The following is a 23,614-nucleotide window of genomic DNA, read 5'->3' on the forward strand; positions in this document are numbered from 1 at the left end:
ATAGAAAAGTTAAAGATATATATTAAAATATATGAAATATGTTCCTTTAAAAATAACTTCATACTAGTTCCTCCAAGTAACTACTATTTTATAACCAACTCCCCTTATAGTTTCTATAGCATTATCTATGCCCAACTCTTCAAATCGTTTTCTTAGCCTTGCTACATTTACATTCAGAGTATTCTCCTCTACAAAGGATTCGTCATCCCATAATTTCTCTAATAACAATTGTCTTGATACTGTTTTTGGATAGTTTCTCATAAGTATTTCTGCAAGAACTGCCTCTTTCTTAGTTAATAATATATTTTTATCTTTATATCCAATCTCTGGTCTTTCAGGATATAAGCTTACTCCTTCTAATTCTACTATTCTTTCAGAAGAATTTGTTGCATAGCTGCCATAGGCTCTTCTTAGTTGGCTTTTTATTTTAGCTACTACAACATCATAATAAAAAGGCTTAGTGATATAGTCATCACCGCCACTTTCGATTCCCATAATCTGCTCTATTTCTCCACTCCTAGCAGAAATAAATACAATTGGACAATTAGAAACCTGCCTGATCTTTCTACACCAATAATATCCATCAAATTTAGGCAAATTTATATCTAACAATACTAAATGAGGTTCTAACTCATTAAATTCACTTAATATATCATCAAAATTTTTAGCTACATAAGGTGTATATCCATATTTAAAAATATGTGAACCCAAAAGCTCGGCAATATTTATATCATCTTCTACTATCATTATCCTATAACTCATTAAGATCACCATCCTCTACAGTTAATAAATCCAATTGTATTATACCCTTTTTACATAATAACAAGATAAATTATAAGTCTTATATTTTAATCATTACATTTTTATAGGCTGAAAGTAAAACTGTCAGCCTATTATATCTATGAAAATAAATCTTATATCATGAAAGCTTTTATTATAGCTAATATCCATAGATGTAATGGATAAAATACATAAAAGAAGTATTTAGTAAACTTATTATTAGGTCCTCTTTCTCCATTATATAAAAGAATAAATGGTACAGCAAATATCATAAGTATCTGTGGATCATATAATAATAGTTTCTCATATACTGTTCCTTCACCAGTATTAAGTGATATTGGAACTATCAAAAGTGTAAATACTAATACATACACTGTTGATAATAATGTTTTCTTATCTCTGCAGAAATAAAATATTAAAAACATTAAGACACCAAGTATTGAAGCCTCCGTAATCAAACCTAAAATTCCAAATATTATAGCTAGAGGTAGACCTTTTTTATAATCCTTTGAAGTTTTAATATAGTCTATACCTATTAACATAGTAACCCCATGGGCAAGAGATAAAAATATATTGTTCTTTATATATGGTGCGCTGGGAACCAATATAGATAATAATGCTGATCCAGCAAACATTGTTATTGACCAAAGATATAATCTTAAAGCATATCTTTTTCTATTACTTGTATGAAAAAATCCCTCTACTACTAAATAGAAGAATATTGGAGCCACTAACTTCCCTAACCATGTAAACCAAATAGGAGCATTTCCTATGACACTTGCTACATGATCAAAAACCATAAGAATTGCCATTATAATCTTTAATATAAATGCATTCATAAAAATCTCCTTCCTTTGTTTATTCATATAATAATTTTAAAATCTAAACCATATTTTATCAATTTATTTAAATTACATTTTTTAATAGTTTTCTTACAATTATGTAATAAATATAATAAAAGATAATATCTATGAGTGCATAGATATTATCTTTTTATTTTATATGATATGTTTTTTAAATAATTTAAAATAATAATTCTCAAGGAACTTAGGTAGTTTTTCTAAAGCTCCTTTAGAATTTACTTATGATAATCCTCTATTGGTTATAATAACATATGTAATAGCAATATATGATTGACTAGTTAAGAAGAATCCATGACCTTAAATACTTATTAACTTGCCATTTACAAACTTATTTGATAGAATAACTATTATTTCAAAATGGAGGTAAAGTCTTGGATAATAATTTAGATGATAAAAATATTATTAAATCTGCTATAAAAATTTTTCATTTATTAGAAGTACTAACTGAACATAAAAAACTTAGTATAAGTATGCTAAGTGACTTAACAGGTTATAGTAAAAGTACTACTCAACGTATAGTAAATACATTGAAATATTTAAAATATATTGACCAAGATATGTCAACATCAGAATACTTCCCTTCAATAAAGTTATATGAATTGGGTAGTAGTGTAGTAAATAATATGGCAATAAAAGATGTAGCGAAGCCTCACATAATCAAACTATATAATGAAGTAAATGAAACTATTAACTTAGGTATACTCGATGACAACGCTGTTGTTTATCTAGATAAGATGGTTTCTAAGTCACCCTTGAGAGTAGAATTAGAATTAGGTATTAAGGTTCCACTTTATTGCAGTGCTTTAGGTAAAGCTATTGCTGCATTTAATAATGAAGTAATTTCTTTTGAAAAAAATTATATTAAGTATACAGAAAAAACTATTTCTTCTGATGAGGAATTATATGAGAATTTAGCACAGGTTAGAAAACTTGGATATGCAATCGACAATGAGGAATATGTTGAAGGTCTTATCTGTATAGGCGTCCCTATCGTAAATTCCATAGGAAATGCTATTGCTAGTATAAGTATTTCCAAACCTGCAATTAGATTTAATAAAGACGATATTCCTTATTATTCATCTCTACTAAAGGGTTATGCTATTAAAATACAAAATGATTTATATTAATTAGAAAGTAGTAGATATAATCATTTTATTAGTTGATGAATTAGATTAAGCTATTATAATATAATCTATAATTAACGATGAAATATTAATAGTAGAGATTATTTCTAATCTCTACTATAATTTCTTTTAAATTGATAAACCTTTAGATATCATTCTATATACCCCAAAATGTTTGAATTGTTTGCTTTGAAGGTGGTTTTGTAATTTTTGATACTATTATAAATGCAAGCAATGAATATAATAATGAAGGCACTATTGCATGAAGTCCAAATGGTCTTGGTAAATAGTAGTTATGTATTATATATGAACCAATACCCACTATCATACTAGCGATTGCACCTTCCTTGTTAGCTTTCTTCCAATATAGCCCCAAGATAGTTGGCCATAAGAATGTTGAAAGCTGTCCAGCCGTAGCAAATAAGTTTAACCAAACCATTAATTCTGGCGGCTCCATAGAAACTAAAAATATTATTATGCCAACTATTACTGCCCATCCAATAGTCCATCTTGACACCTTATGTGAATCTTTAGCAAATTTAGGTTTAATATAGTTTATAATTAGGTCATTCACTATCGCCCCTACAACAACTAATAATTGAGAATCTACTGTGGACATAACAGCTGCTAAAGGCCCTGATAATATTATACCAGCTATTACACTTGGAAATAGTGTAACTGCCAATGTAGGTACTACTAGGTCTCCTGAGCTTATTCCAGATACTAGAGTACTACCAAATGCACCTACTAAATGCATTCCTGTTAATATTAATATGGAAACCAGTGTACCAACTTTGATCCCTGAATTTAAGCTCTTAGAATCTTTATAACTCATAGCCCTCTGGGAAACACTTGGAAGTCCAACTACGGCAAATCCTACTAAGACCCAATACGATGTAACCCAAGGCTTTGTCATAAATCCATCTTGTACCCCAAAAGGAGTTATCATCCCCGGATCTATGGCCTTCATATTTTGTACAATATTTGCAATACCCCCACCTTTAACTAGAACTACGGTAAATAAAGCTAAAGTTGAAATTGTCATAACTATTCCCTGCATAGTATCGTTTAATACTACACCTCTATATCCTCCTATTGCTGTATGAACTACTACTGTGATTCCGAAGAAAGCTAATGCTATAGTATAATCTATTCCTGTAGATCCTTGAAGTAATCTTGCAGCACCTATCCATTGGGCTGCCATTGCAGCTATTAGGAAAAAAATAATGGATAAGGATGATATTATAACAACTGCTTTACTCTCATACCTAACTCTAAGAAAGTCAGTTATTGAATTAGCATTTATTTTTCTAGAAACTATTGCAAACTTTTTACCCAATACTGCAAGAGTATAATAACCTGTTGGCATCTGTGCCATTGCTAGAAATACCCATGCAAGACCATGAGTATATGCAGTACCTGGCCCACCAATAAAACTACCTGCACTTAAATAAGTAGCCACAAGTGTCATAGCTAATACAAATCCGCCAGTATCCCTTCCACCAGTCATGAACTCATCCATGTATTCTGTACCATCACCATTTTTTGATTTCTTTACCTTGCTAAGAAGCTTTGCAGCGTAGATTCCAATGAAATACATAGCTATAAAGTATAATACTATTGGAACTAAAACCTGAAGATTTAGATTGCTCATATTCTAGCCTCCCCCTTATTTAACTAATCTTATATATTCTTCTGCTTCTTCCTGTGTGAATTTATCAAGTGGCATGTCCTTAAATCCTTTATCTACCATTATGAAAGTTAAAGCCGTAAATATTACTGCACCTACTATACAACTCATAAAAAACCATGCTGGGAAGCCTAGAATATATGTGTACTCTTCCACTGGTTTACTGCCCATTCCATATCCGAATACATACCACCAAATCAAGTTCACAATTCCTAATATTACACCATACATTGCTTCTTTATTACATTGTTTATACCTGGGGTCTTCCATGAAATCCCCTTCACTGTTGTCGATTCTCTTTTTTTGTTCTACTTCTTTCACAATTATTCACCATCCCTTTTTAAATTTATATAACAATACTAAGTCTTTAAACTTGTATATCGTCATTTCAAAACATTTTAATAGCTGATGTTTTCTTGATGAAAAAGTACCCAACAAAATATCCTAATATGGAAAATAAGATCCAACCTAACTCATAATTGGATAGAGGTAACAATCGATAAACTTTCTCAAAAGCACTTATATTTAAATTAAACATATTCATATATCCAATTAGTCCATCAATAATGCCAAACACCAATGATACTGACACTGCAACTCTCATACCAGACATTAATCTTTCATTGTAGATTATATTTGGAATCAAAGCATAACATAGAGTTAGCATTATTGCTGGAGGATAGATTACAGTTAACATTGGCTCGGTCAATATTACTATGTTTTCCAAACCTAGTATACTCACGATTCCACTAAGTATTGAAATTATAATAGCTGCATTTTTATATTTAATTTGTTTATCACTTACTTCTTCATAAAACTCAGATGTAGACGCTGTTATTCCAACAGCACAAGTTAATGCAGCAAATAAAAGCCCTATATTAAACACTATACCTCCAGCAGTCCCCCATAATTGGACTACTGCAGCCGCATATAAAGCAGAAAATTTTAAATCATCAAAGAATCCATAAGTGGTTGAGCCAATAACCATATGGAAAAAATGAGATAAAGCAAGTATACTCGTGCCTATTAATCCTACGATTATCAAATATCTACTTATACTGTCTTTCCCTATATTTTTTGATTTTAAACTATTAATTATAAGGCCTCCGAACAATAGAGCACAAGGCAACTCCATAGTCGCATAGCCTTGTAAAAATCCATATACAAAGGCAGGCTCACTATACATCTTAGGTCCTTGTATGGACAAGGGAGTAAATAGCCCTTTAGTTATAACTCCTGCAACCGTAATTAACAATGTAGGAAATAGTATCTTACTGATTTTATCCATGGTATTATCTTTTCCCGAAATAAACCAATAAACTAATGCATAGTATATTGAGGTAAATATCAAAAGAGGTATCATACTAAAAGGTTCATAACCGGTGATTTGCAAAAAAGCACCCCAAGCAGCAGCACTCATCCTAGGTATGACAAATAATGGCCCCAACACCAAAATTGTTATATTACAAAATATTTTTGCAAATATAGGTGATATTCTCCTAGATAGTCCAAGGAATGTTCCTTCTCCCTTAGCAAGTGCAAAATATCCTAAAAATGGAATAAAAACTGCTGTTACATATACACCCAAAAAAGCTGGTATTATGGATGTTCCACTTTCTTTTCCCCAAGTCATGGGCCAAATCATACTAGAAGCTCCAAAATGCATTGAAAATAGGGCACCACCTAAAGGTAATAATGTCATGGCAGATAAGGTATGCTTTTTCATCCAATTCACCTCTTAATCAAAGTTAATTTCCATTTAAAAAGTTTAAAGCTGCTAATGTATACATTTTAGCCGTTTCAATCAAATCATCAATTTCACACCATTCGTTAACTTGATGGGGAACTTCCCTATCTCCAGCCCCTGTAACTACTACAGGAATATTCCTCCATGCTGTTAAAAAAGTCCCATCAGTTGCACCAGGCACCCCATTATAAATAGGTTCAGAGCCCATAACTTCTGTATAAGCTTTTGCAAGTGCCTTAACTATTGGTTCGTCAATGTCACACTCAACAACTGGTCTATTGTCAATAATCTCAAGTGTTGCATAAAACTTGTCATCACCAGAAGGATATTGCTCCATTAGTCTATCCAAAATTCCTTGAACCTGATTTACTAAGGCATCATGATTTTGACCAGGTACAGTCCTTATATCCAATGTCATATATGCATCAGTAGGTACTACATTAATCTGAGCCACTCCCTTTATAGGTGTTTGAATCGTCGTAGGTGTTATGCTTGGCCAACCTAAGTATTCATGTTTACCTAATCTATCCTTTTCTGCATTTTCAAGCTTTCTAAGTTCTGTTATTACTTTACCAACTCCCCAAACTGGATTATTACCCGTTAAAGGCATAGCTCCATGGGACATCTTTCCATTTATTGTAATACCAAGTCTTAAAGCACCTTTCTGTACAAGGCATAAATTTTTCTCTTCAGGCTCACAAATAATGCCTGCATCTACATCATCTGCCCAACCCTTTCTAATAAAATCTTTTATCCCAATCATTAGACCTTCTTCATCAACTGGAATACAAAGCTTTATTTTTCCTTTTAATGGCACACCTGAATCTTTTATAGCCTTTGTCGCATATATCATGGCACCAACATTTCCTTTGGTATCATTTGTTCCACGTCCAAACATTCTATCCTTGCCATCTACATTGACTATTTCTGCTCCAAATGGATTATAATCCCATTTTTCTATATCTCCAGCAGATACTACATCTGTATGACCTTCAAATAGAAGGGTTTTTCCTTCTTCACTTCCAGTAAATATAGCTATAACATTTGGTCTTCCAGGGACTACTTCGTCTAAATGAACTTCAAATCCCTCTTGTTCTAAAAATTCATAGATAAATTGTGCAACTTCTGCCTCATTTGCATTTTCTACTTCAGGATCATACACACTATTGATTCTAACTAGCTTCTGAATGAATTCTATCATTTCATCAGTCTTTAAGTTTTCTAATACAATAGAATTGTCCGCTATCACAGAACTGTTCATATTTATAATCCTCCCATGATTTTAATAGTAAATTAATTATTTGGATTTGATGTAATTAGCTAAAATAACTTTTTTCTTTCAATAAAATTAGATTAGTCATCATTTCATTTACAGGTGTTTGAATATCTAACTTTTTCCCTTCTCTTACAATAACACCGTTGATATTCATAATCTCCGTCTTTCTCCTATTAATTATATCTGCCAACATTGAAGATGTATTTCCAGATGTTGCTCTACATATCTCTTTACAATGCTCCGAATTTTCAAATCCTAATTTAATTTCTAATGCTTTTGCCACTTCAATGCCTTCACTTACTAATTTTTCTAACAATAATATACTTTCTTCATTTTCTAATAATTGTCCATTCTTCAATCCTGTTATTGCTGTTAATGGATTTATTCCAACGTTTATAAGTAGCTTGTCCCATATTAATCCCATTACATTTTCTGATATTTTTGCTGGTCCTAATTTTGGTAGATTTAATAGATTGCCTAGTTCTTTTATCCTGTTTGTAATTATATCATCTATCTCTCCTATGGTGGTTCCTCCATTACCTGCATGATTAATCTTGCCAGGCTCTATCATACTAGCACCATTTGAGCTAGTACCTGCAATTATCTGATTTATATCAACAACAGAATTAATTTTTTCTATATTCCCTAATCCGTTTTGTAATGTCAATACAATTGTGTTTTTATCAAATACAGCACTATTATGCTTTACTGCAATATCTGTTATAGTAGACTTTACAAATACTATAGCAAGATCAACCCTACCAACTTTCTTAGCATCTGTTGTAGCTTTTACATTTTTAATATATCTTTCTACACCATCTTCTACTATACATAAACCATTTTCATTTATTTTATTTACATGTTCTTCGAAAACATCAATAAAATATACTTCACTTCCAGCCTCTGCTAAAATTCCTCCATACAAACTTCCCATGGCTCCAGAGCCTATTATGGCTATCTTCATTTTAATCATCTCTCCATGTTTTTTGTTTATTCTATTTCAAATCCTTCTACACTTGCATTAAAACAGTATTCTTTTGATGGGAATGTGCCATCAATGCTTTCTTGATGAAATTTGTTTAGACCGTCTACCATTTCTTGTCTGATATGTGCAAAATGTTTTACAAATTTTGGTTTAAACTCTCCATACATATCTAATAGATCTTGTGTTACTAATACTTGGCAGTCCACATATGGTCCTGCTCCTATTCCTAATATTGGTATACTTACAGCTTCTTTTAGCGCTTTTGCTACTCCCTTTGGTACACATTCTACTACTATTGAAAATACTCCTGCTCTTTCCAATGTCTTTGCATCTTCTATTAGCTGTCTAGCTGCTTCTGGTGTTCCTCCCTGTACCTTGAATCCACCTACCATTCCTGCTGTTTGTGGTGTAAGTCCTATATGTCCCATTACTGGTATACCTGCCTTCACTATAGCTGCTATTGTATCTGCCATTTCTGTTCCACCTTCTAATTTTACACAATCACATCCTGTTTCTTTATATAGTCTATTTGCATTCTCAACAGCTTGTTCTTTACTAACATTATATGACCCAAATGGCATGTCCCCTACTATAAATGTATCTGGAGCCCCCTTCACCACTGGCTTTATATGATGTAACATATCTTCCATTGTAACCGAAGTTGTCCCATCATATCCTAACATTACCATTCCTAATGAATCACCAACAAGTATGACTTCACAATTACTATCATTTACGATAGTAGCAGTTGTATAATCATATGCTGTCACATAGGTAAACATCCTTCCCTCCTCTTTGTACTTTTTGAAATCCGTGACTGTCATCTTCTTCTTTCCTTCTGACATTTTACCACCCCTATTTTTATTATTATATCTTAAACAATACGACTCATAAGCATTGCTATTTGTAGTATTATTTGATGTTTCTTTGTTTTAAATCTTTTTGTTTCGTATTGCGGTACATTATATTGTAATACGGCATAATGTCATTATAACAATAATATTTTCTTAAGTCAATCTAATGTAGTTAAAATTATTAAAATAATTAGAATATTTTATCACATTTAACAAAATAAATTATCAATAAAATAAAAATAGATTAGAATGTAAATATATCTTTTCACTCTAACCTATCTTATTGATTATTATCTTAATATAATTTTATCTAGAAATCTTTTACACCTAAACTTTATATTTTATATTTTTAATATCTATTTAGTTTTTTCAAGAAAGTCCCTTGAGAATTTACTTATGCCAATCCTTTATTCTTCCAAAGCATATAAACTATAGGAACTGTTAATATTTCTGCAATAGGAACTGCTATCCAAATACTATTTCCTCCTAAAAACATTGGTAAAACTAGTAATAAGGGAAACAGTATAATCAGACTCCTACATAGTGATATAAGTACGGATTTCTTCCAATATCCTATAGACTGCATATAAGATGCCATAAGTATATTGATACCTGATACAAATAAAGCAGGGAAATAGTACATAGAAGCTTTGACGGCCACTCTAACCAGTTCAATATCATTATCTGCAAATATAGATACTGGAATCTCTGCATATTTAAATAGCAATAAATATGACACTATTCCAATTGTCGATGATATTCCTAAGCTGATTTTTAAAATCACCTTTATACTATTTTTTTCATTAGCTCCGTAGAAAAAACTTATCAATGGCTGTGAACCTTCTGCCATACCTAAAAATATTGATAAAACAATGAGAGCTATATACCCTACTATTCCAAATGCTGCAAAACCTAGAGCTCCCATATGTATTCCAATTGCAATATTAACACATAGAGCAGTTATACCTAATGCGAATTCCATAGTAAAAGATGGAATACCTTTTAATAGAATCTCACAAATAACTTGTAAGTTCATTTTTGTCTTCTCAATATATAAGTTCCCTTTTTTAAATATGAAATGTGGAAGCACTATCAGTATACTAAATACAGGGCCCAGACCAGTCGCTAGTGCTGCTCCACCTACACCCATTTTTAATGGCCCCATGAAATACCAATCAAGAAACACATTTGACAATGCTCCAACAATTTGAGCAAACATCACAAGTTTCGGCTTTGAATCATTTCTTAGCCATGTACACATAGCATAACTAAACATAAAAGTAGGACTAAATGCAAAAAGATATGTGGTATATTCTACTACCATATCCATTATATCAGGGGTAGATCCTAATATTTTTGCAATAGGGTATCTTAGTACTAAACTAAATATTGCTATAGATATAGATACTATAACTAAAAGTCTGGCAGATAAGTTGAAAATTCTCCTCCCCTCATTGTACTTCCCCATACCATTACTATTAGAAATCATTATACCTGCCCCCACAGATACAAGCATGCTTAATGCAATCAATATTTCTACAATAGGTACAGCAACTGTCACAGCGGCAAGTGGATCTCTTCCAAGCATTCTTGCTACGAATAACCCATCAACTACAATATATATTGAATTAAATAAAAGTCCTGCTATTCCAGGAATAATATAGGACAATAATAGTTTAAGTATGTTCTTAGATTGACTTTCCTTTTTATTAAGTAATGTTTCAGTATTTTTCATATACAACTCCCCCTTATAAATAAAAAAAATAGACCTGACGCAACCTCAGGCCTATCGATGCGATTTCTTATCTCTTTTAAAGAGTATTATCCTCCGGCGAGGACAATACTTAGAGATTTATTCAATTTACATAATTTCTGTATATAATAGCATAATAGAATATCTATGTCAATTTATTTTTATGCTATTTTTTAAATATAAAGATTTTGTACGAAAAATTTAGATTGTATCCTTTCTATTGCTTTTCATCTATTAGAATACTTTCCACAGCTTCATAGTTATATCCTTTATATGCTCTTTTAACTTCCTTTACTTGCTTAAGATCTGATTTAACTTTATCAACATTTGATTTCATTTTAATTGTATTATTACGATCTATCATCGATATATCATTTAATATGGCATTTATTTCGGTGACGATTCCCTTTAAAGATTTTATATTAGCATATTTTTCTATATTAATCTTTTCTAAATTATCTATGCCTTCCTCTGATTTTATATCATTATACAATGATAAGAAATCCCTGTCTAAGATATCTATCTCTTCCATTAATTTTTCTTTTTGAATTAATATTTTACTTAAATTATCTATATTATCGTTTTCTATTGTGCTTGCTTGAGTTGTAGTTAATTTTAAAATTTGAATTAATATATCCTTCTTTTTCAAAGAAAGTTCTATCATTTTTTTTACATTATCATAAGTCATTTGCACACCTACTTAGCTTGATAAACTTTTTGTTTTATTTGTTTTATAACCTCTTTCCAAGTATCTCTCATATCATTTACTACGGTAAGTGCTTCCTCTATTGCCTTACTATCTTTATTTATATTTGCATCTACTAATTTAGTTAAAACAAAATCGTATAACTTTCTAAGTCCTTTGGATACATCATAGTTCATATCTAGAGAATAGTTTAATTCTAATATAATGTCCTGTGCCCTCAGTAATGAGGAATGTGCCTTTTCCATGTCCTTATTCTCTATGCTATATTTCCCAATATTCATAAATTTAATAGCACCCTCATATAGCATCAATGTAAGTTCCTCTGGAGTAGCCGTCAGGACAGCGTTCTGCTTATATTGGTTTAATGCTTGATATGTCATTTTATTCTCCCCTTATTTATCGCATTAACTGTTGTGTCAGCCAATTGCTTTGGCTATTCATCTGATGTAACATTTTTTCCATATTTGCAAACTTAGCGTAATATGATTCTTCTTTTCTGTATAACATTACGTTTAAATCATCTATTTTTCTATTCATTTCTGATACTTCTTTATCTAAATCTGATATACTTGATTTTTTAGTTACAAAATCTATAAGGATATTGGACTTCACTGACCTAAATAATTCTGCATCTTCACCTGGACCTGATTTATCTATAATGGATTTCATTCCATCAATTAAATTATCATATACTCTTGTGAAAATGCCTCCATTAGCATTCCTATATTTCTTATCTTCAATTTCATACTTACGTAAATCTTCTTGATATTTTTTAAACTCTTCATCATATAGGGCCATTTTCTCAGCAAATTCATCATCTGGTTCCCCTTCACCTTGTACCGGTTTCTCTGGAACTGGTGGTCTACCTGCCATTGCCGGAGGTTCTTTGAATAATAATTCCATTACTCCCTCTGGATCTTTTTCAATTGCTTCTCTAAGTTTCTCCTTATCTATTTGAAGTTTTCCACCAGTAGTACCTCTCGCATATTTTTCAGTACTTATACCTATTTGTGTAATATGGTTAAAAGAGCCTTCAACATTTTCTACTGTTTTATATATATCAGTTCTTGCATTTTGAAGTGCTCTTTGAATGGTTGCATCACTATTTAACATTCCTGATTTAGCTTTTTCTTCCCATAGCTTAGCATCATCTTCATGCATAGCCTTTTTCTCTTCTTGAGATAAAGGATGATAACTTGAATATCTTTTCTCATTTAATGATTTAGATGCCTTGTCCACTAATTCATTATAATCATTGATAAACTTTTGAATTTTTTCCATTATACCATCAACATTTGTATCTACTTTGATGGTAGTAGTGCCTTGTGCTTTAAGTTCAATATTTAGACCATTGAAAGTTATATTGTTATCAGAGTAATTAAATTTTTGTCCATTAAAATCGATTTGTGAATTTATACCTTGTGCCGTTTTTTCAGAAAAACAGCTTAAAAATTCGCTACTTGATGAAGTAAGATTAATTGTTGCAGTCTCTCCTGTTTTAGTAGTTTGTAAAAATAGTACTCCTTCCTTACTACTATCTATTTCAAAAAAAGCCGTAACTCCTTGCTTAGCATTATTTATTGCCTTAGCCACATCGCTCATGGTAACACCATTTTCATTTTTAACTACAATATCTTCTCCACCTGTACCTAAGTTAATAGTAATTTCATTGTCAAATTTTTTACTCTCAGCTACCTTTGCACTATTTAGTTTTGCATTGGTAGCTAATTTATCAACTGTAATTGTATAACTTCCATTAACAGCCTTGCTTGTACTAGACACAGTTGCTGCTGTTTCATCTGACGACGTTGCCTTCCTTATATAATCTAAATTTGAATATGAATTACCAAGAGCTATACCTGTACTAGTGACTTTGGTCAGTCCCATATCCTTTCTAGTATTCAATATAAAGTTTGCAAACATCTTATTCATACTAGTATATGCTTCTTGTCTCCAAAGAGCCATTTGCCTGCTCTGCTCATATCTACTAACTTTTAGCCTTTCTACTTTCATCATACTTTGAACCATAGCATCTGTATCCATACCTGATGCTAACCCTGATATTCTTAAATTACTCATAAAATCACCGCCTATATTTTTTTATCTACTATAATTCCTGCAACTTCCCAAATTGCTGCAACCATATCTAGTATCTTTTCTGGTGGAAGTTCTCTAATCACTTCATCTGTTGTTACATCTATGACCTTTACCATTATCTCTTTAGTTGCTTCATGTATTGAAAATTCAAATCTTCTATCGTAAGCAACAAAGTCCTTATTTGCTTTTTGTATTATATCTATAACTTCTTCTTGTGAAAATTTTTTATCCTCTTTATATCTTTGTTCCTCACTTTGTCTTGCCTGTTTTGGTATTTTAATTTCTCCATTCCCTGATGTGACAGTATTGGTTTGAGCTTGGCTAATCCTTGAATTTGTTGAGATATTTGCCATAGTACTAACCTGCATCTATATTACCTCCCCTTAATAATCTCCTACACATTATATCGACTAATATCTCATATTCTTTAATAATATGAGTTAATTTTTTACATATATATCCTTCTTAGTCTATAAATTATTGTTATCATTGTTTTTTGGGGTATAATATTGTTACCTTATAAGAGAGGGGGAAATTTTTGAAAAAAAATATGAATTTAGGAATAGGCATGAGAACTATTAAAACAGGGTTGGCAGTTTCAATAAGTATTATGATTTGTTCTCTATTTGAATCTAAAAGTCCTATATTTGCAGGCATAGGGGCAATTATGGCAATGCAAGCCTCGGTTTCTGAATCCTTTACAATGGGAAAAAATCGAATGCTAGGTACATTTGTAGGTGCTATTATTGGATTGCTATTTTCTCTAGCATTTCCACAAAATCCTTTTTTTATTGGAATTGGTGTTATAATTGTTATCCATTTATGTTATATTATGAGATGGAATAAGGCATTACAATTATCAGCTATAGTTTTTATGGGTATCGCATTGAATCCAATACTAGAAGCTAGATTTTCATATGCATTGTTTAGAATAATAGATACTTTCATAGGAATCATTGTAGGAATGATAATAAACTATTTTATTTCTGCCCCAAATATGGAGAAAAGAATAAGAGGTTCTATAAATACTCTTTATAATGAATGTAAGAAAATAATCTATACCATAATATGGAAACAAGGAGAAGTAGACCTAAGAGAACTTAGATCAGATATAACGTTATTGGCGGAAAACTATGAGGCACTTAGTAATGACATTGATCTTAACTTATTTAGAAATAAAGATTCAAATTCATATAATAAAATATTATCTATTGCAGATTCTATAGAGACTAATATTTCTTTATTATCAAAGATGGATAAAATCCCATATATCGATGGGAAAAATCAAAAACTGTTAAAGGAATTATTCGATAAAACTTTAGATCCCAAAGAAGGTTTAATTAAAGAAGATATAGATATTGTATATAATTATCATCTAAATCAAAGCTTAAATCTACTTCTCGAGATAAAAAGCTTTTTAGAAGAACATCCCTTAGAAAATAAATAACTTGTGCTTTGTAAGCACAAGTTATTTATTAGTCTTAACTATTAGAAGTCACTATCATCTATACTATCTAGCCACCCATTAATAGGTTCTACTACTCTTTTTATTGTTCCATCTACAAAAGGATTTTCTAGGTTAGCTAGTTTAACTAACTCTAGGAAAGGTAAACTTCCTCCTGCTCTACAAAGTCTTATATAATCTTCCCACGCTTTCTCTTTGTCTTCCCTAGTCTTGATCCAGAATTGGAATGCACATACTTGTGCTAAAGTATAGTCTATATAATAGAATGGACTACTGAATATATGTCCCTGTCTAAACCAATATCCACCATTGTCTAAGAAAGTATTATCTCCATAATCTCTAAATGGAAGGTATTTCTTTTCAATATCTCTCCACTTAAGCTTCCTCTCTTCTGGTGTAGCAGTTGGATTCTCATATACATAATGTTGGAACTCATCTACAGTTACTCCATAAGGTATAAAATTAATTGCACCAGCTAAGTGACTAAACTTATATTTTTCTACCTCATCTTGGAAGAAAAGTTCCATCCATGGCCAAGTAATAAACTCCATACTCATTGAATGAATCTCACAAGCCTCTAATGTTGGGAAGCCATATTCGGGCAACTCAAATCCCATACTTAAATAGGATTGAAAAGCATGACCTGCTTCATGAGTTAATACATCAATGTCTCCAGATGTTCCATTAAAGTTAGAGAATATAAAAGGTGATTTATATTCTGGTATAATAGTACAATATCCGCCAGCCATCTTTCCTTTTTTACTAACTAGGTCTAATAGCTCTCTTTCTATCATAAATGTAAAAAATTCATCAGTTTCTGGAGATAGTTCTCTATACATTTTCTTTCCATTTTCAAGAATCCAATCAGGGTCTCCCTTTGGAGTCGCATTTCCAGTTAAATATTCCAAAGGCTCATCATAATGTTTCATTTCTTTAAGTCCAAGTCTTCTTCTCTGTCTATCTTTTAATTCAGCAACTACTGGAACCAAATCCTCATATACTTGTTTCCTATAATTAGCAACCATATTCGCATCATAATCTGATCTGCCAAGTTTTTTATATCCCATTTCTACATAGCTAGCAAATCCTAAAGTCTTAGCCATCTTATCTCTAACTTTAACTAGTTCGTCATAAATTCTATCAAGTTCTTCTTCGTTTTCCTTAAAGAATCCAGTCGTAACTTCAGATGCTTTTTTTCTCATATCTCTGTCCTTTGATTCCATAAAGGGTCTCATCTGACTTAGATTTCTTATTTCACCTTCAAAATTTAATTTAGCTGAAGCAATTAATTTATCATATTCTGTTACAAGTTTATTTTCCTTAATTAAATCTTCAATTATCTCCTCTGAAAAAGTTTGTAATTGCAGTTCTGCAAGAGTAAATACTTGCTTTCCCCATGCTTTTTCTAATTCTTTTCTAAACTTAGAGTTAACAAGTTCCTTATAAAATTTAGACACTAAATTTTCAAACTTCGGTCTGTTTTCATCAATGAAATCATTTTCTTCAGCATAGAATTCGTCCTCAGTATCGATTGAATGTCTAATACTCACTAAAGTAGCCATGCTATCTACATGATTTCTTACTTTATTTATTTCTTTCATTACTTCATTTTGCTCTTCAAAAGATTTTGCCTCACTGAATCTTTTTAAAATCTCATCAAACTCCTCAGTAATCTTAGATAAATCTGGTCTCTCATACTTATAATCTTTAAATTTTAGCACATTAACCCTCCATTCTAATTGGTTCTTATTTTCAATAATATCAGATTTTTCCATTAATTAATAGATTAAATATTTATTTTTGTTTATTATCTCTAAAATGCCTAATAATATTAATGTATATTATAGTAGTATAAAAATAATGTGGTATAATATGGTATGATATTTTATAAACTAATCAATATTTAATTGGAGTGTGATGATGTTGTCAGACCATTTATTTTGGGAATTTATTATTTTATTTATTCTTATTGGACTTTCTGCTTTTTTCTCTGCATCTGAAACAGCCCTCGTTTCCTTAAGTAAAATTAGATTAAGACGTATGGTTGAAGATAATGAAAAAAATGCAAAATTAATTAGCAATCTTGTTGAAAATCCAAATAAATTATTAGGGGCTATTTTAATAGGGAATAATGTTGTTAATATTGGAGCATCTGCAATAGCTACATCAATAGCTATAGACTTATACGGCAGTAAAGGTACTTTAATTTCTACAATTGTTATGACTATTTTGATATTGGTCTTTGGTGAAGTAACACCTAAATCGCTAGCTGCACAAAATTCAGAAAAAACATCTGTTAAAGTAGCTAGACCTATTAGCTTTGTAACTATAGTCTTTAAGCCTCTTATTTCTATTTTAACTTTTGTAACTAATGGTATAGTTAGACTATTAGGTGGTACTAAAACAGGAACACAGCCTCTAATTACAGAGGATGAACTAAAGACCATAGTAAATGTAAGCCATGAAGAAGGAGTTCTAGAGGGTGAAGAAAGACAAATGATTTATAATGTTTTTGAATTTGGCGACTCTCATGCTAAAGACGTAATGACACCTAGAACCAATATGGCTGTTGTAAATATAAATTCTACATACAGTGAATTGCTAGAGTTTTTAAAAGAAGAAAACTTCTCTAGGATTCCGGTATATGACGAAGATATAGATGATATCGTTGGTATAATGCATGTAAAAGACCTTATACTTTATGTTGACAACAAGGACAATTTCAAGCTAAAGGATATAATAAGACCTGCTTATTATACCTATGAATTTAAATCAACTGCTGAACTTTTCGATGAAATGAGATTAAATAGAATTCCCGTAGCTATTATCTTAGACGAATATGGTGGTACTGTTGGAATGGTTACTACAGAAGACCTTGTTGAAGAAATAGTTGGTGAAATCAAGGATGAATATGATGAAGAACACGAAGATATCGAAGTGATTAAAGAGGACGAATACCTAGTAGATGGCAGTACAAAGCTTGACCTCCTAAATGAAATGATAGGAACTAATATAGAATCTGAAGATTTTGATTCCATAGGTGGATTCGTAATAGGTATATTAGATCGTTTCCCTGAAGAAAATGAAATAATTGAATATGAAAACCTTAAATTTATAATCGAAAAAATAGAAAAAAATAGAATTGAAAAGATGAGGATACTTACTTAACAGTCATATTTTTATTAGTAATTTAATAGAAATAATAGGAATATTTTTACCTCCCATTTAATACAAATTAAATAATAAGATACAAGAACAAGCCTTTAATTTTTATATCATTTTGATTCTCTATTCTTGTATCTCTAAATATAAGCCCAACTAGTAATTGGGCTTTTTTTATAATAAAAATTAAGGGGGAATAGCTATGAAAAAAATATTTGTATTGTTTCTAGTGGCTATACTAGTGATTAGCTTAGCTGGCTGCGGAACTAAAACTACATCAGGTAAAACCGATTATAAAATTGGTATAGTGACTGGCACTGTATCTCAAGGGGAAGAAGAGTTTCGTGCAGGTGAAAGAATGGTCGCGAAATATGGTGATATGATTAAACACATTACTTATCCTGACAAGTTTGCTCAAGAACAGGAAACTACCATTGCTCAAGTTGCTTCATTGGCAGCTGATCCAGCTGTAAAAGCTATAGTTTTCGTTCAAGCAGTTGAAGGAGCTGCACCAGCTATAGATAAAGTTAGAGAAACTAGACCAGATATATTATTTATCTTAGGTGTACCTCATGAAAATCCTGATACAATAGCTTCTCGTGGAGATATCTTACTTGAACTTGACCAGCTTCAACGTGGGAAATCTGTGATTCATAAAGCTAAAGAAATGGGAGCTAAGACATTTATACATTACTCATTCCCAAGACATATGTCTATGGAATTGTTAGCAGCTAGAAGGGATATATTCAAAGAAACTTGTGCTGATCTAGGCATTCAGTTTGTTGAAGTAGACGCTCCAGATCCACTTTCAGATGCAGGTGTGCCAGGTGCACAACTATTTATATTAGAAGATGTTCCAAGACAAGTAGATAAATACGGTAAAGATACTGCATTCTTCAGTACAAACTGCTCTATGCAGGAGCCTTTAATTAAACAAGCTCTTGAAACAGGTGCAATCTATCCTGAACAATGCTGTCCATCCCCATATCATGCTTATCCTGGTGCTTTAGGTATTGAAATTCCTTCCGATAAAGCAGGAGATTTAGATTATCTATCAGAACAAATCTCTGCTAAGATAGCTGAAAAAGGTGGTACTGGAAGATTTGGTACTTGGAATAGACCAGCAAACGTAGCTATAATTGAAGCCGGTGTAGAATACGCTAAAGCATACGCTGAAGGTAAAATAGAAAAATTCGATAAAGATGCTATGGTTCAGTATATGAAAGAAGTAACTGGAGATAAGAATAATGAAGTTAAATTCTCAGAGCTTAATGAAGATACTCCAAACTTCTTGTTATTTGTACTAGGATCTCAAATATTCTAATAAACTAAATATAAGGGGTCGTTTCGACGACTCCCTTCTCTTTAAGTAAAGGAGGTTATAAAGTGGATTTACTCCAAATGAAAAATATATCAAAGACTTACTCTGGAAATCAAGTACTTAAAAATGTTTCTCTGACTATTAAAGAAGGTGAAATTCATGGTTTGGTAGGAGAAAACGGCGCAGGCAAATCAACCCTAATGAATATATTATTTGGTATGCCCGTTATACACTCTACCGGAGGATTTGAAGGTGAAATTCTCTTTGATGGAAAAGCATATAATCCAAAAACTCCAACAGAAGCTATGGAAATGGGTATTGGAATGGTACATCAAGAATTCATGCTTATTCCTGGATTTACTATTACGGAAAATATAAAGTTAAATCGCGAAAACACTAAACCTACAGCACTATCTAAAGTCTTAGGACCAAAATTAGAAAAACTCAATTTCACCAAGATGAAAGAAGATGCTAAAAATGCTTTAAATAAATTAAATATGACTGTAGATGAATACCTTCCAGTAGCAGGACTACCCGTTGGCTATATGCAGTTTATTGAAATTGCTAGGGAAATAGATAAATCAAATCTAAAACTCCTAATACTAGATGAGCCAACTGCTGTACTTACAGAATCTGAAGCTGATCAATTTCTAGATGTCATACAGAATCTATCAAATATGGGCATAGCTATTTTGTTCATCACTCACAGATTAGATGAAATCAAACAGGTCACAGATTCTATCACTATTTTAAGAGATGGTTCCTTAGTTAAATCTATACCGACTTCTGAGATTAATATTATTGAAATAGCAAAACTTATGGTAGGAAGGGAAATAACTTCTACCATATCGGATAAAAAGGATATTGACTCTGATACCTCACCATATTTAGAGTTAAAAGATTTATATGTAGATATGCCTGGTGAAAGAGTTAAAGGCGTTAACCTTCAAATAAGAAAAGGTGAAATTCTAGGCCTTGGAGGATTGGCTGGACAAGGTAAAATTGGTATAGCCAATGGAATCATGGGACTCTATCCAACTAAGGGGAGTATATTGAAAGATGGTAAAGAAATGCCATTAAATAATCCAAGGGAAATGCTAAATAACGCTGTGGCTTTTCTCTCTGAGGATAGAAAAGGTGTTGGGCTTTTATTAGATGAACCAATTGATTTTAATATTGCATTTACATCCCTTGAAATTCAAGAAAAGTTTATCAATAAAATTGGCCCTTTTAAAATAGTTGATAGCAAATCAATTAAATTTCATGCGGAAAAAATAATAAAGGATTTAGATATTAGATGTACAGGACCTAATCAATATACTAGATTCCTATCTGGTGGAAATCAGCAAAAGGTATGTATAGCTAGAGCTCTTACTCTAAATCCAGATATTTTATTAGTATCAGAGCCTACCCGCGGTATAGATATAGGAGCTAAAAAACTGGTTCTAGATACTTTAGTTAAGCTAAATCAAGAGCTCAATATGACCATAATAATCACTTCCAGTGAATTAGCTGAGCTAAGGCAGGTATCTGATAGAATAGCCATTATTGCAGAAGGTAAAGTTCATACAATCCTTCCACCAGATGCATCAGATGAGGCTTTTGGTCTAGCCATGGCTGGAGAAGATATAGATAAGGTGGTGAGTTAAATGGACTTTAAGAAAATATACAGAAAAATTGGATTCCCTAGATTGATAATTTCAGCATTTTTAATCGTCTTATTAATTGCAGCAGCTATATTAGATATTCCTCTATCAGGGATATGGCAAGACATATTCACAAGATTTGGTATGAATGTAATTTTAGTACTAGCCATGGTTCCTTCTATACAATCAGGTATAGGCATTAACTTTAACCTTCCCCTTGGAGTTATATTTGGGCTTATTGGTGCCTTAGTCAGTATTGAGCTGGGACTTACTGGATTTGCCAGTTTCGCCGTATCTTTGGCTATTGCAATTCCATTGGCAACTATAGCAGGATATCTATATGGCCTAATGCTCAATAAAGTAAAAGGACAGGAAATGACTGTAGGTAATTATTTTGGTTACTCAATAGTGTCCTTTATGTGTATATTTTGGCTTGTTGCCCCATTTAAAAACGAGAGTTTAATTTGGGCAATGGGTGGATCAGGACTTCGTGTTACACTTTCCTTAGAATCCTCAATGGGAGGAGTATTAGATAGATTTTTATCCTTTTCTCTTGGTAAAATAAAGTTTCCTACAGGTTTAATCCTTATATTTATAATTCTCGCAGCAGTCGTATGGATATTTTCAAAAAGTAAAAAGGGTACTGCCATGAGAGTTGCTGGAAGCTCAGAAGCCTTTGCAACCTCAAATGGAGTAAATGTAGATAAGCAAAGAATTTTAGGTATTATGCTATCTACTGTATTGGCTGCTATTGGTATCATAGTATACAGTCAGTCCTTTGGTTTCTTACAATTATATAATGCACCTCTTTATGTAGCACTTCCAGCAGCTGCTTCTATATTGATAGGTGGTGCAACTCTGCAAAAAGCAAAAATAATTCATGTGATAATCGGTACTTTCTTGTTTCAAGGTTTATTAGTTGTAGCACTTCCTGTAATCAATATTTTATCTGAAGGAAGTATGGCTGAAATAATAAGAATAATAATCAGTAATGGTATTATTATCTATGCACTAACTAGAAAGGCAGGTGACGCAGCATGATAGTTCCAATAGTATTCATGGCTATATGCGTAGTTGGCTTTTTCTTATCTGGTTTGCCACTTAACTTTCTTTTTAATGAAATGATTTTTAGACTATCAAGAAATCTGATATTAGTAATGTCACTTATAATTCCAGTTATAACTGGAATGGGACTGAACTTCGGTATAGTTCTAGGGGCCATGGCTGGACAAATTGGTCTTATCTTTATAATGAATTATGGTATAGGAGGAATAGGTGGATTTTTAATTGCAATATTAGTATCTACTCCTGTAGCTATAATCCTTGGTTACCTAGTTGGAAAAGTACTAAACAAAGCTAAAGGAAAAGAAATGATAACTTCCATGATTTTAGGATTCTTCGCCAATGGGATATATCAATTAATATTTATAGTACTTGCTGGTAAAGTCATACCTATTAGTAATAAAAATATACTTATGCCCACAGGTGTGGGACTTAGAAACACCATAGACTTAAATATTATTAGAAAATCTCTAGATAATTTATTCTTTAAAGACATCACCTCTTACCCTATTGTTACATTGATAGTAACTGCCTTATTATTTTTTGCTCTTTACTTTTTCCTAAAAACTAAATTAGGTCAGGAAATGAGAGCTGTAGGGCAAAATATGCATATATCCAGTGTTTCCGGTATCAATGTAGATAAAACTAGAATTATTGCAATAATAATCTCAACAGTACTGGCTGCTTGGGGACAAATAGTATATCTTCAAAATATGGGTACATTAAATACCTTTAGCAATCATGAGCAGGTAGGTCTTTTTGCGGTTGCATCCCTTCTAATAGGTGGTGCATCAGTAAATAAAGCATCTTGGAGGGAAGCTCTAATAGGCACCTTCCTATTCCATCTACTGTTTATAATTTCTCCACTAGCTGGTCAAAATCTAATGGGAAATGCCCAAATAGGTGAATACTTTAGGGTATTTATTGCATACGGTGTTATAGGTCTTGCACTTCTACTTCATGCTTGGGAACAAAATAAAGCAAGAACACAATTATCTGATATATAATAAATTGTGTTGATTTAAAATTCCGAATTAATTGAAAAAATCCTCTTTTTGTAAAAGAGGATTTTTTCCTGTGCAA

At 31.8% G+C, this 23,614-nt stretch carries 21 protein-coding genes; 7 read left to right on the forward strand and 14 right to left on the reverse strand.

Features of this window, described 5'->3' with window-relative positions; genetic code table 11:
• Positions 1-63: 63 nt before the first annotated feature.
• Both RDK80_RS08965 and RDK80_RS08970 read right to left on the reverse strand, forming a co-directional pair.
• Positions 64-762, reverse strand: coding sequence for a response regulator transcription factor (locus RDK80_RS08965; protein WP_308524092.1), 699 nt, complete (start codon positions 760-762; stop codon positions 64-66).
• Between the two features lie 152 nt (positions 763-914).
• Positions 915-1,619, reverse strand: a complete 705-nt coding sequence (locus RDK80_RS08970; RefSeq protein ID WP_094903580.1) for a TraX family protein — start codon at positions 1,617-1,619, stop codon at positions 915-917.
• 395 nt (positions 1,620-2,014) lie between these two features.
• Here RDK80_RS08970 and RDK80_RS08975 point away from each other — a divergent pair, with 395 nt between their 5' ends.
• Positions 2,015-2,770, forward strand: a complete 756-nt coding sequence (locus RDK80_RS08975) for an IclR family transcriptional regulator (protein WP_094903578.1) — start codon at positions 2,015-2,017, stop codon at positions 2,768-2,770.
• Positions 2,771-2,924: 154 nt separating this feature from the next.
• Here the strand turns inward: RDK80_RS08975 and panF are convergent, their stop codons facing one another.
• From panF to RDK80_RS09030, 11 genes are all read right to left on the reverse strand, one after another.
• The gene (panF, locus tag RDK80_RS08980) at positions 2,925-4,421 is read right to left on the reverse strand and encodes a sodium/pantothenate symporter (protein ID WP_308524093.1); all 1,497 of its coding nucleotides are present in this window, start codon (positions 4,419-4,421) and stop codon (positions 2,925-2,927) included.
• A 15-nt stretch (positions 4,422-4,436) separates the two neighbouring features.
• Positions 4,437-4,778 carry a YhdT family protein gene (locus RDK80_RS08985; RefSeq protein WP_235601396.1) on the reverse strand — a complete coding sequence of 114 codons (342 nt, stop codon included), beginning with the start codon at positions 4,776-4,778 and terminating at the stop codon, positions 4,437-4,439.
• A gap of 67 nt (positions 4,779-4,845) precedes the next feature.
• On the reverse strand, positions 4,846-6,183 hold the full coding sequence (locus tag RDK80_RS08990) for a branched-chain amino acid transport system II carrier protein (RefSeq protein WP_308524094.1): 1,338 nt from the start codon (positions 6,181-6,183) through the stop codon (positions 4,846-4,848).
• Positions 6,184-6,205: 22 nt separating this feature from the next.
• On the reverse strand, positions 6,206-7,465 hold the full coding sequence (locus RDK80_RS08995) for a M20 family metallopeptidase (protein WP_308524095.1): 1,260 nt from the start codon (positions 7,463-7,465) through the stop codon (positions 6,206-6,208).
• A gap of 55 nt (positions 7,466-7,520) precedes the next feature.
• Positions 7,521-8,444, reverse strand: a complete 924-nt coding sequence (locus RDK80_RS09000) for a ketopantoate reductase family protein (RefSeq protein WP_094903570.1) — start codon at positions 8,442-8,444, stop codon at positions 7,521-7,523.
• A gap of 26 nt (positions 8,445-8,470) precedes the next feature.
• Positions 8,471-9,310: a 3-methyl-2-oxobutanoate hydroxymethyltransferase gene (panB, locus tag RDK80_RS09005; protein WP_094903568.1), complete on the reverse strand. Its 840-nt coding sequence runs from the start codon at positions 9,308-9,310 to the stop codon at positions 8,471-8,473.
• A 403-nt stretch (positions 9,311-9,713) separates the two neighbouring features.
• Entirely contained in the window at positions 9,714-11,054 is a 1,341-nt protein-coding gene (locus RDK80_RS09010) for an MATE family efflux transporter (RefSeq protein ID WP_094903566.1), read from the reverse strand.
• Between the two features lie 235 nt (positions 11,055-11,289).
• On the reverse strand, positions 11,290-11,760 hold the full coding sequence (flgN, locus tag RDK80_RS09015; protein WP_094903564.1) for a flagellar export chaperone FlgN: 471 nt from the start codon (positions 11,758-11,760) through the stop codon (positions 11,290-11,292).
• Positions 11,761-11,768: 8 nt separating this feature from the next.
• Positions 11,769-12,158 (reverse strand): flagellar export chaperone FliS, encoded by a 390-nt coding sequence (fliS, locus tag RDK80_RS09020; protein ID WP_094903561.1) that lies wholly within the window; start codon positions 12,156-12,158, stop codon positions 11,769-11,771.
• Between the two features lie 16 nt (positions 12,159-12,174).
• Positions 12,175-13,857, reverse strand: a complete 1,683-nt coding sequence (gene fliD / locus RDK80_RS09025; RefSeq protein ID WP_094903559.1) for a flagellar filament capping protein FliD — start codon at positions 13,855-13,857, stop codon at positions 12,175-12,177.
• 11 nt (positions 13,858-13,868) lie between these two features.
• Positions 13,869-14,243, reverse strand: a complete 375-nt coding sequence (locus tag RDK80_RS09030; RefSeq protein ID WP_094903557.1) for a flagellar protein FlaG — start codon at positions 14,241-14,243, stop codon at positions 13,869-13,871.
• A gap of 170 nt (positions 14,244-14,413) precedes the next feature.
• Between RDK80_RS09030 and RDK80_RS09035 the strand changes: the two genes are divergently transcribed.
• Positions 14,414-15,322: an aromatic acid exporter family protein gene (locus RDK80_RS09035; RefSeq protein WP_308524096.1), complete on the forward strand. Its 909-nt coding sequence runs from the start codon at positions 14,414-14,416 to the stop codon at positions 15,320-15,322.
• Between the two features lie 41 nt (positions 15,323-15,363).
• On the opposite strand, the gene RDK80_RS09040 is transcribed toward RDK80_RS09035, so the two are convergent.
• Positions 15,364-17,061 carry a M3 family oligoendopeptidase gene (locus RDK80_RS09040; RefSeq protein WP_235601395.1) on the reverse strand — a complete coding sequence of 566 codons (1,698 nt, stop codon included), beginning with the start codon at positions 17,059-17,061 and terminating at the stop codon, positions 15,364-15,366.
• A 199-nt stretch (positions 17,062-17,260) separates the two neighbouring features.
• Here RDK80_RS09040 and RDK80_RS09045 point away from each other — a divergent pair, with 199 nt between their 5' ends.
• The 5 genes from RDK80_RS09045 (at position 17,261) to RDK80_RS09065 (ending at position 23,538) form a co-directional block, all read left to right on the forward strand.
• Positions 17,261-18,508 carry an HlyC/CorC family transporter gene (locus tag RDK80_RS09045; protein ID WP_201259998.1) on the forward strand — a complete coding sequence of 416 codons (1,248 nt, stop codon included), beginning with the start codon at positions 17,261-17,263 and terminating at the stop codon, positions 18,506-18,508.
• 196 nt (positions 18,509-18,704) lie between these two features.
• Positions 18,705-19,826 carry a DUF3798 domain-containing protein gene (locus RDK80_RS09050; RefSeq protein ID WP_256313001.1) on the forward strand — a complete coding sequence of 374 codons (1,122 nt, stop codon included), beginning with the start codon at positions 18,705-18,707 and terminating at the stop codon, positions 19,824-19,826.
• A gap of 62 nt (positions 19,827-19,888) precedes the next feature.
• Positions 19,889-21,472 carry a sugar ABC transporter ATP-binding protein gene (locus RDK80_RS09055; protein WP_308524097.1) on the forward strand — a complete coding sequence of 528 codons (1,584 nt, stop codon included), beginning with the start codon at positions 19,889-19,891 and terminating at the stop codon, positions 21,470-21,472.
• A complete protein-coding gene (locus RDK80_RS09060; protein ID WP_094903547.1) occupies positions 21,473-22,510 on the forward strand; it encodes an ABC transporter in 1,038 nt (345 codons plus the stop codon).
• A complete protein-coding gene (locus RDK80_RS09065) occupies positions 22,507-23,538 on the forward strand; it encodes an ABC transporter permease (RefSeq protein WP_094903545.1) in 1,032 nt (343 codons plus the stop codon). Before RDK80_RS09060 ends, RDK80_RS09065 begins: the two co-directional genes overlap by 4 nt.
• Positions 23,539-23,614 lie beyond the last annotated feature (76 nt).

This window comes from uncultured Tissierella sp., assembly GCF_902479755.1.
In the GTDB taxonomy this organism is placed as follows: domain Bacteria; phylum Bacillota; class Clostridia; order Tissierellales; family Tissierellaceae; genus Tissierella; species Tissierella carlieri.

Excerpts from the sequence above, each read along its gene's own strand:
- RDK80_RS08965 (WP_308524092.1), bottom strand. The coding sequence starts at position 762 with ATGAGTTATAGGATAATGATAGTAGAAGATGATATAAATATTGCCGAG.
- RDK80_RS08970 (WP_094903580.1), bottom strand. The coding sequence starts at position 1,619 with ATGAATGCATTTATATTAAAGATTATAATGGCAATTCTTATGGTTTTT.
- panF (WP_308524093.1), bottom strand. The coding sequence starts at position 4,421 with ATGAGCAATCTAAATCTTCAGGTTTTAGTTCCAATAGTATTATACTTT.
- RDK80_RS08990 (WP_308524094.1), bottom strand. The coding sequence starts at position 6,183 with ATGAAAAAGCATACCTTATCTGCCATGACATTATTACCTTTAGGTGGT.
- RDK80_RS08995 (WP_308524095.1), bottom strand. The coding sequence starts at position 7,465 with ATGAACAGTTCTGTGATAGCGGACAATTCTATTGTATTAGAAAACTTA.
- RDK80_RS09000 (WP_094903570.1), bottom strand. The coding sequence starts at position 8,444 with ATGAAGATAGCCATAATAGGCTCTGGAGCCATGGGAAGTTTGTATGGA.
- panB (WP_094903568.1), bottom strand. The coding sequence starts at position 9,310 with ATGTCAGAAGGAAAGAAGAAGATGACAGTCACGGATTTCAAAAAGTAC.
- RDK80_RS09010 (WP_094903566.1), bottom strand. The coding sequence starts at position 11,054 with ATGAAAAATACTGAAACATTACTTAATAAAAAGGAAAGTCAATCTAAG.
- flgN (WP_094903564.1), bottom strand. The coding sequence starts at position 11,760 with ATGACTTATGATAATGTAAAAAAAATGATAGAACTTTCTTTGAAAAAG.
- fliS (WP_094903561.1), bottom strand. The coding sequence starts at position 12,158 with ATGACATATCAAGCATTAAACCAATATAAGCAGAACGCTGTCCTGACG.
- fliD (WP_094903559.1), bottom strand. The coding sequence starts at position 13,857 with ATGAGTAATTTAAGAATATCAGGGTTAGCATCAGGTATGGATACAGAT.
- RDK80_RS09030 (WP_094903557.1), bottom strand. The coding sequence starts at position 14,243 with ATGCAGGTTAGTACTATGGCAAATATCTCAACAAATTCAAGGATTAGC.
- RDK80_RS09045 (WP_201259998.1), top strand. The coding sequence starts at position 17,261 with ATGTTGTCAGACCATTTATTTTGGGAATTTATTATTTTATTTATTCTT.
- RDK80_RS09050 (WP_256313001.1), top strand. The coding sequence starts at position 18,705 with ATGAAAAAAATATTTGTATTGTTTCTAGTGGCTATACTAGTGATTAGC.
- RDK80_RS09060 (WP_094903547.1), top strand. The coding sequence starts at position 21,473 with ATGGACTTTAAGAAAATATACAGAAAAATTGGATTCCCTAGATTGATA.
- RDK80_RS09065 (WP_094903545.1), top strand. The coding sequence starts at position 22,507 with ATGATAGTTCCAATAGTATTCATGGCTATATGCGTAGTTGGCTTTTTC.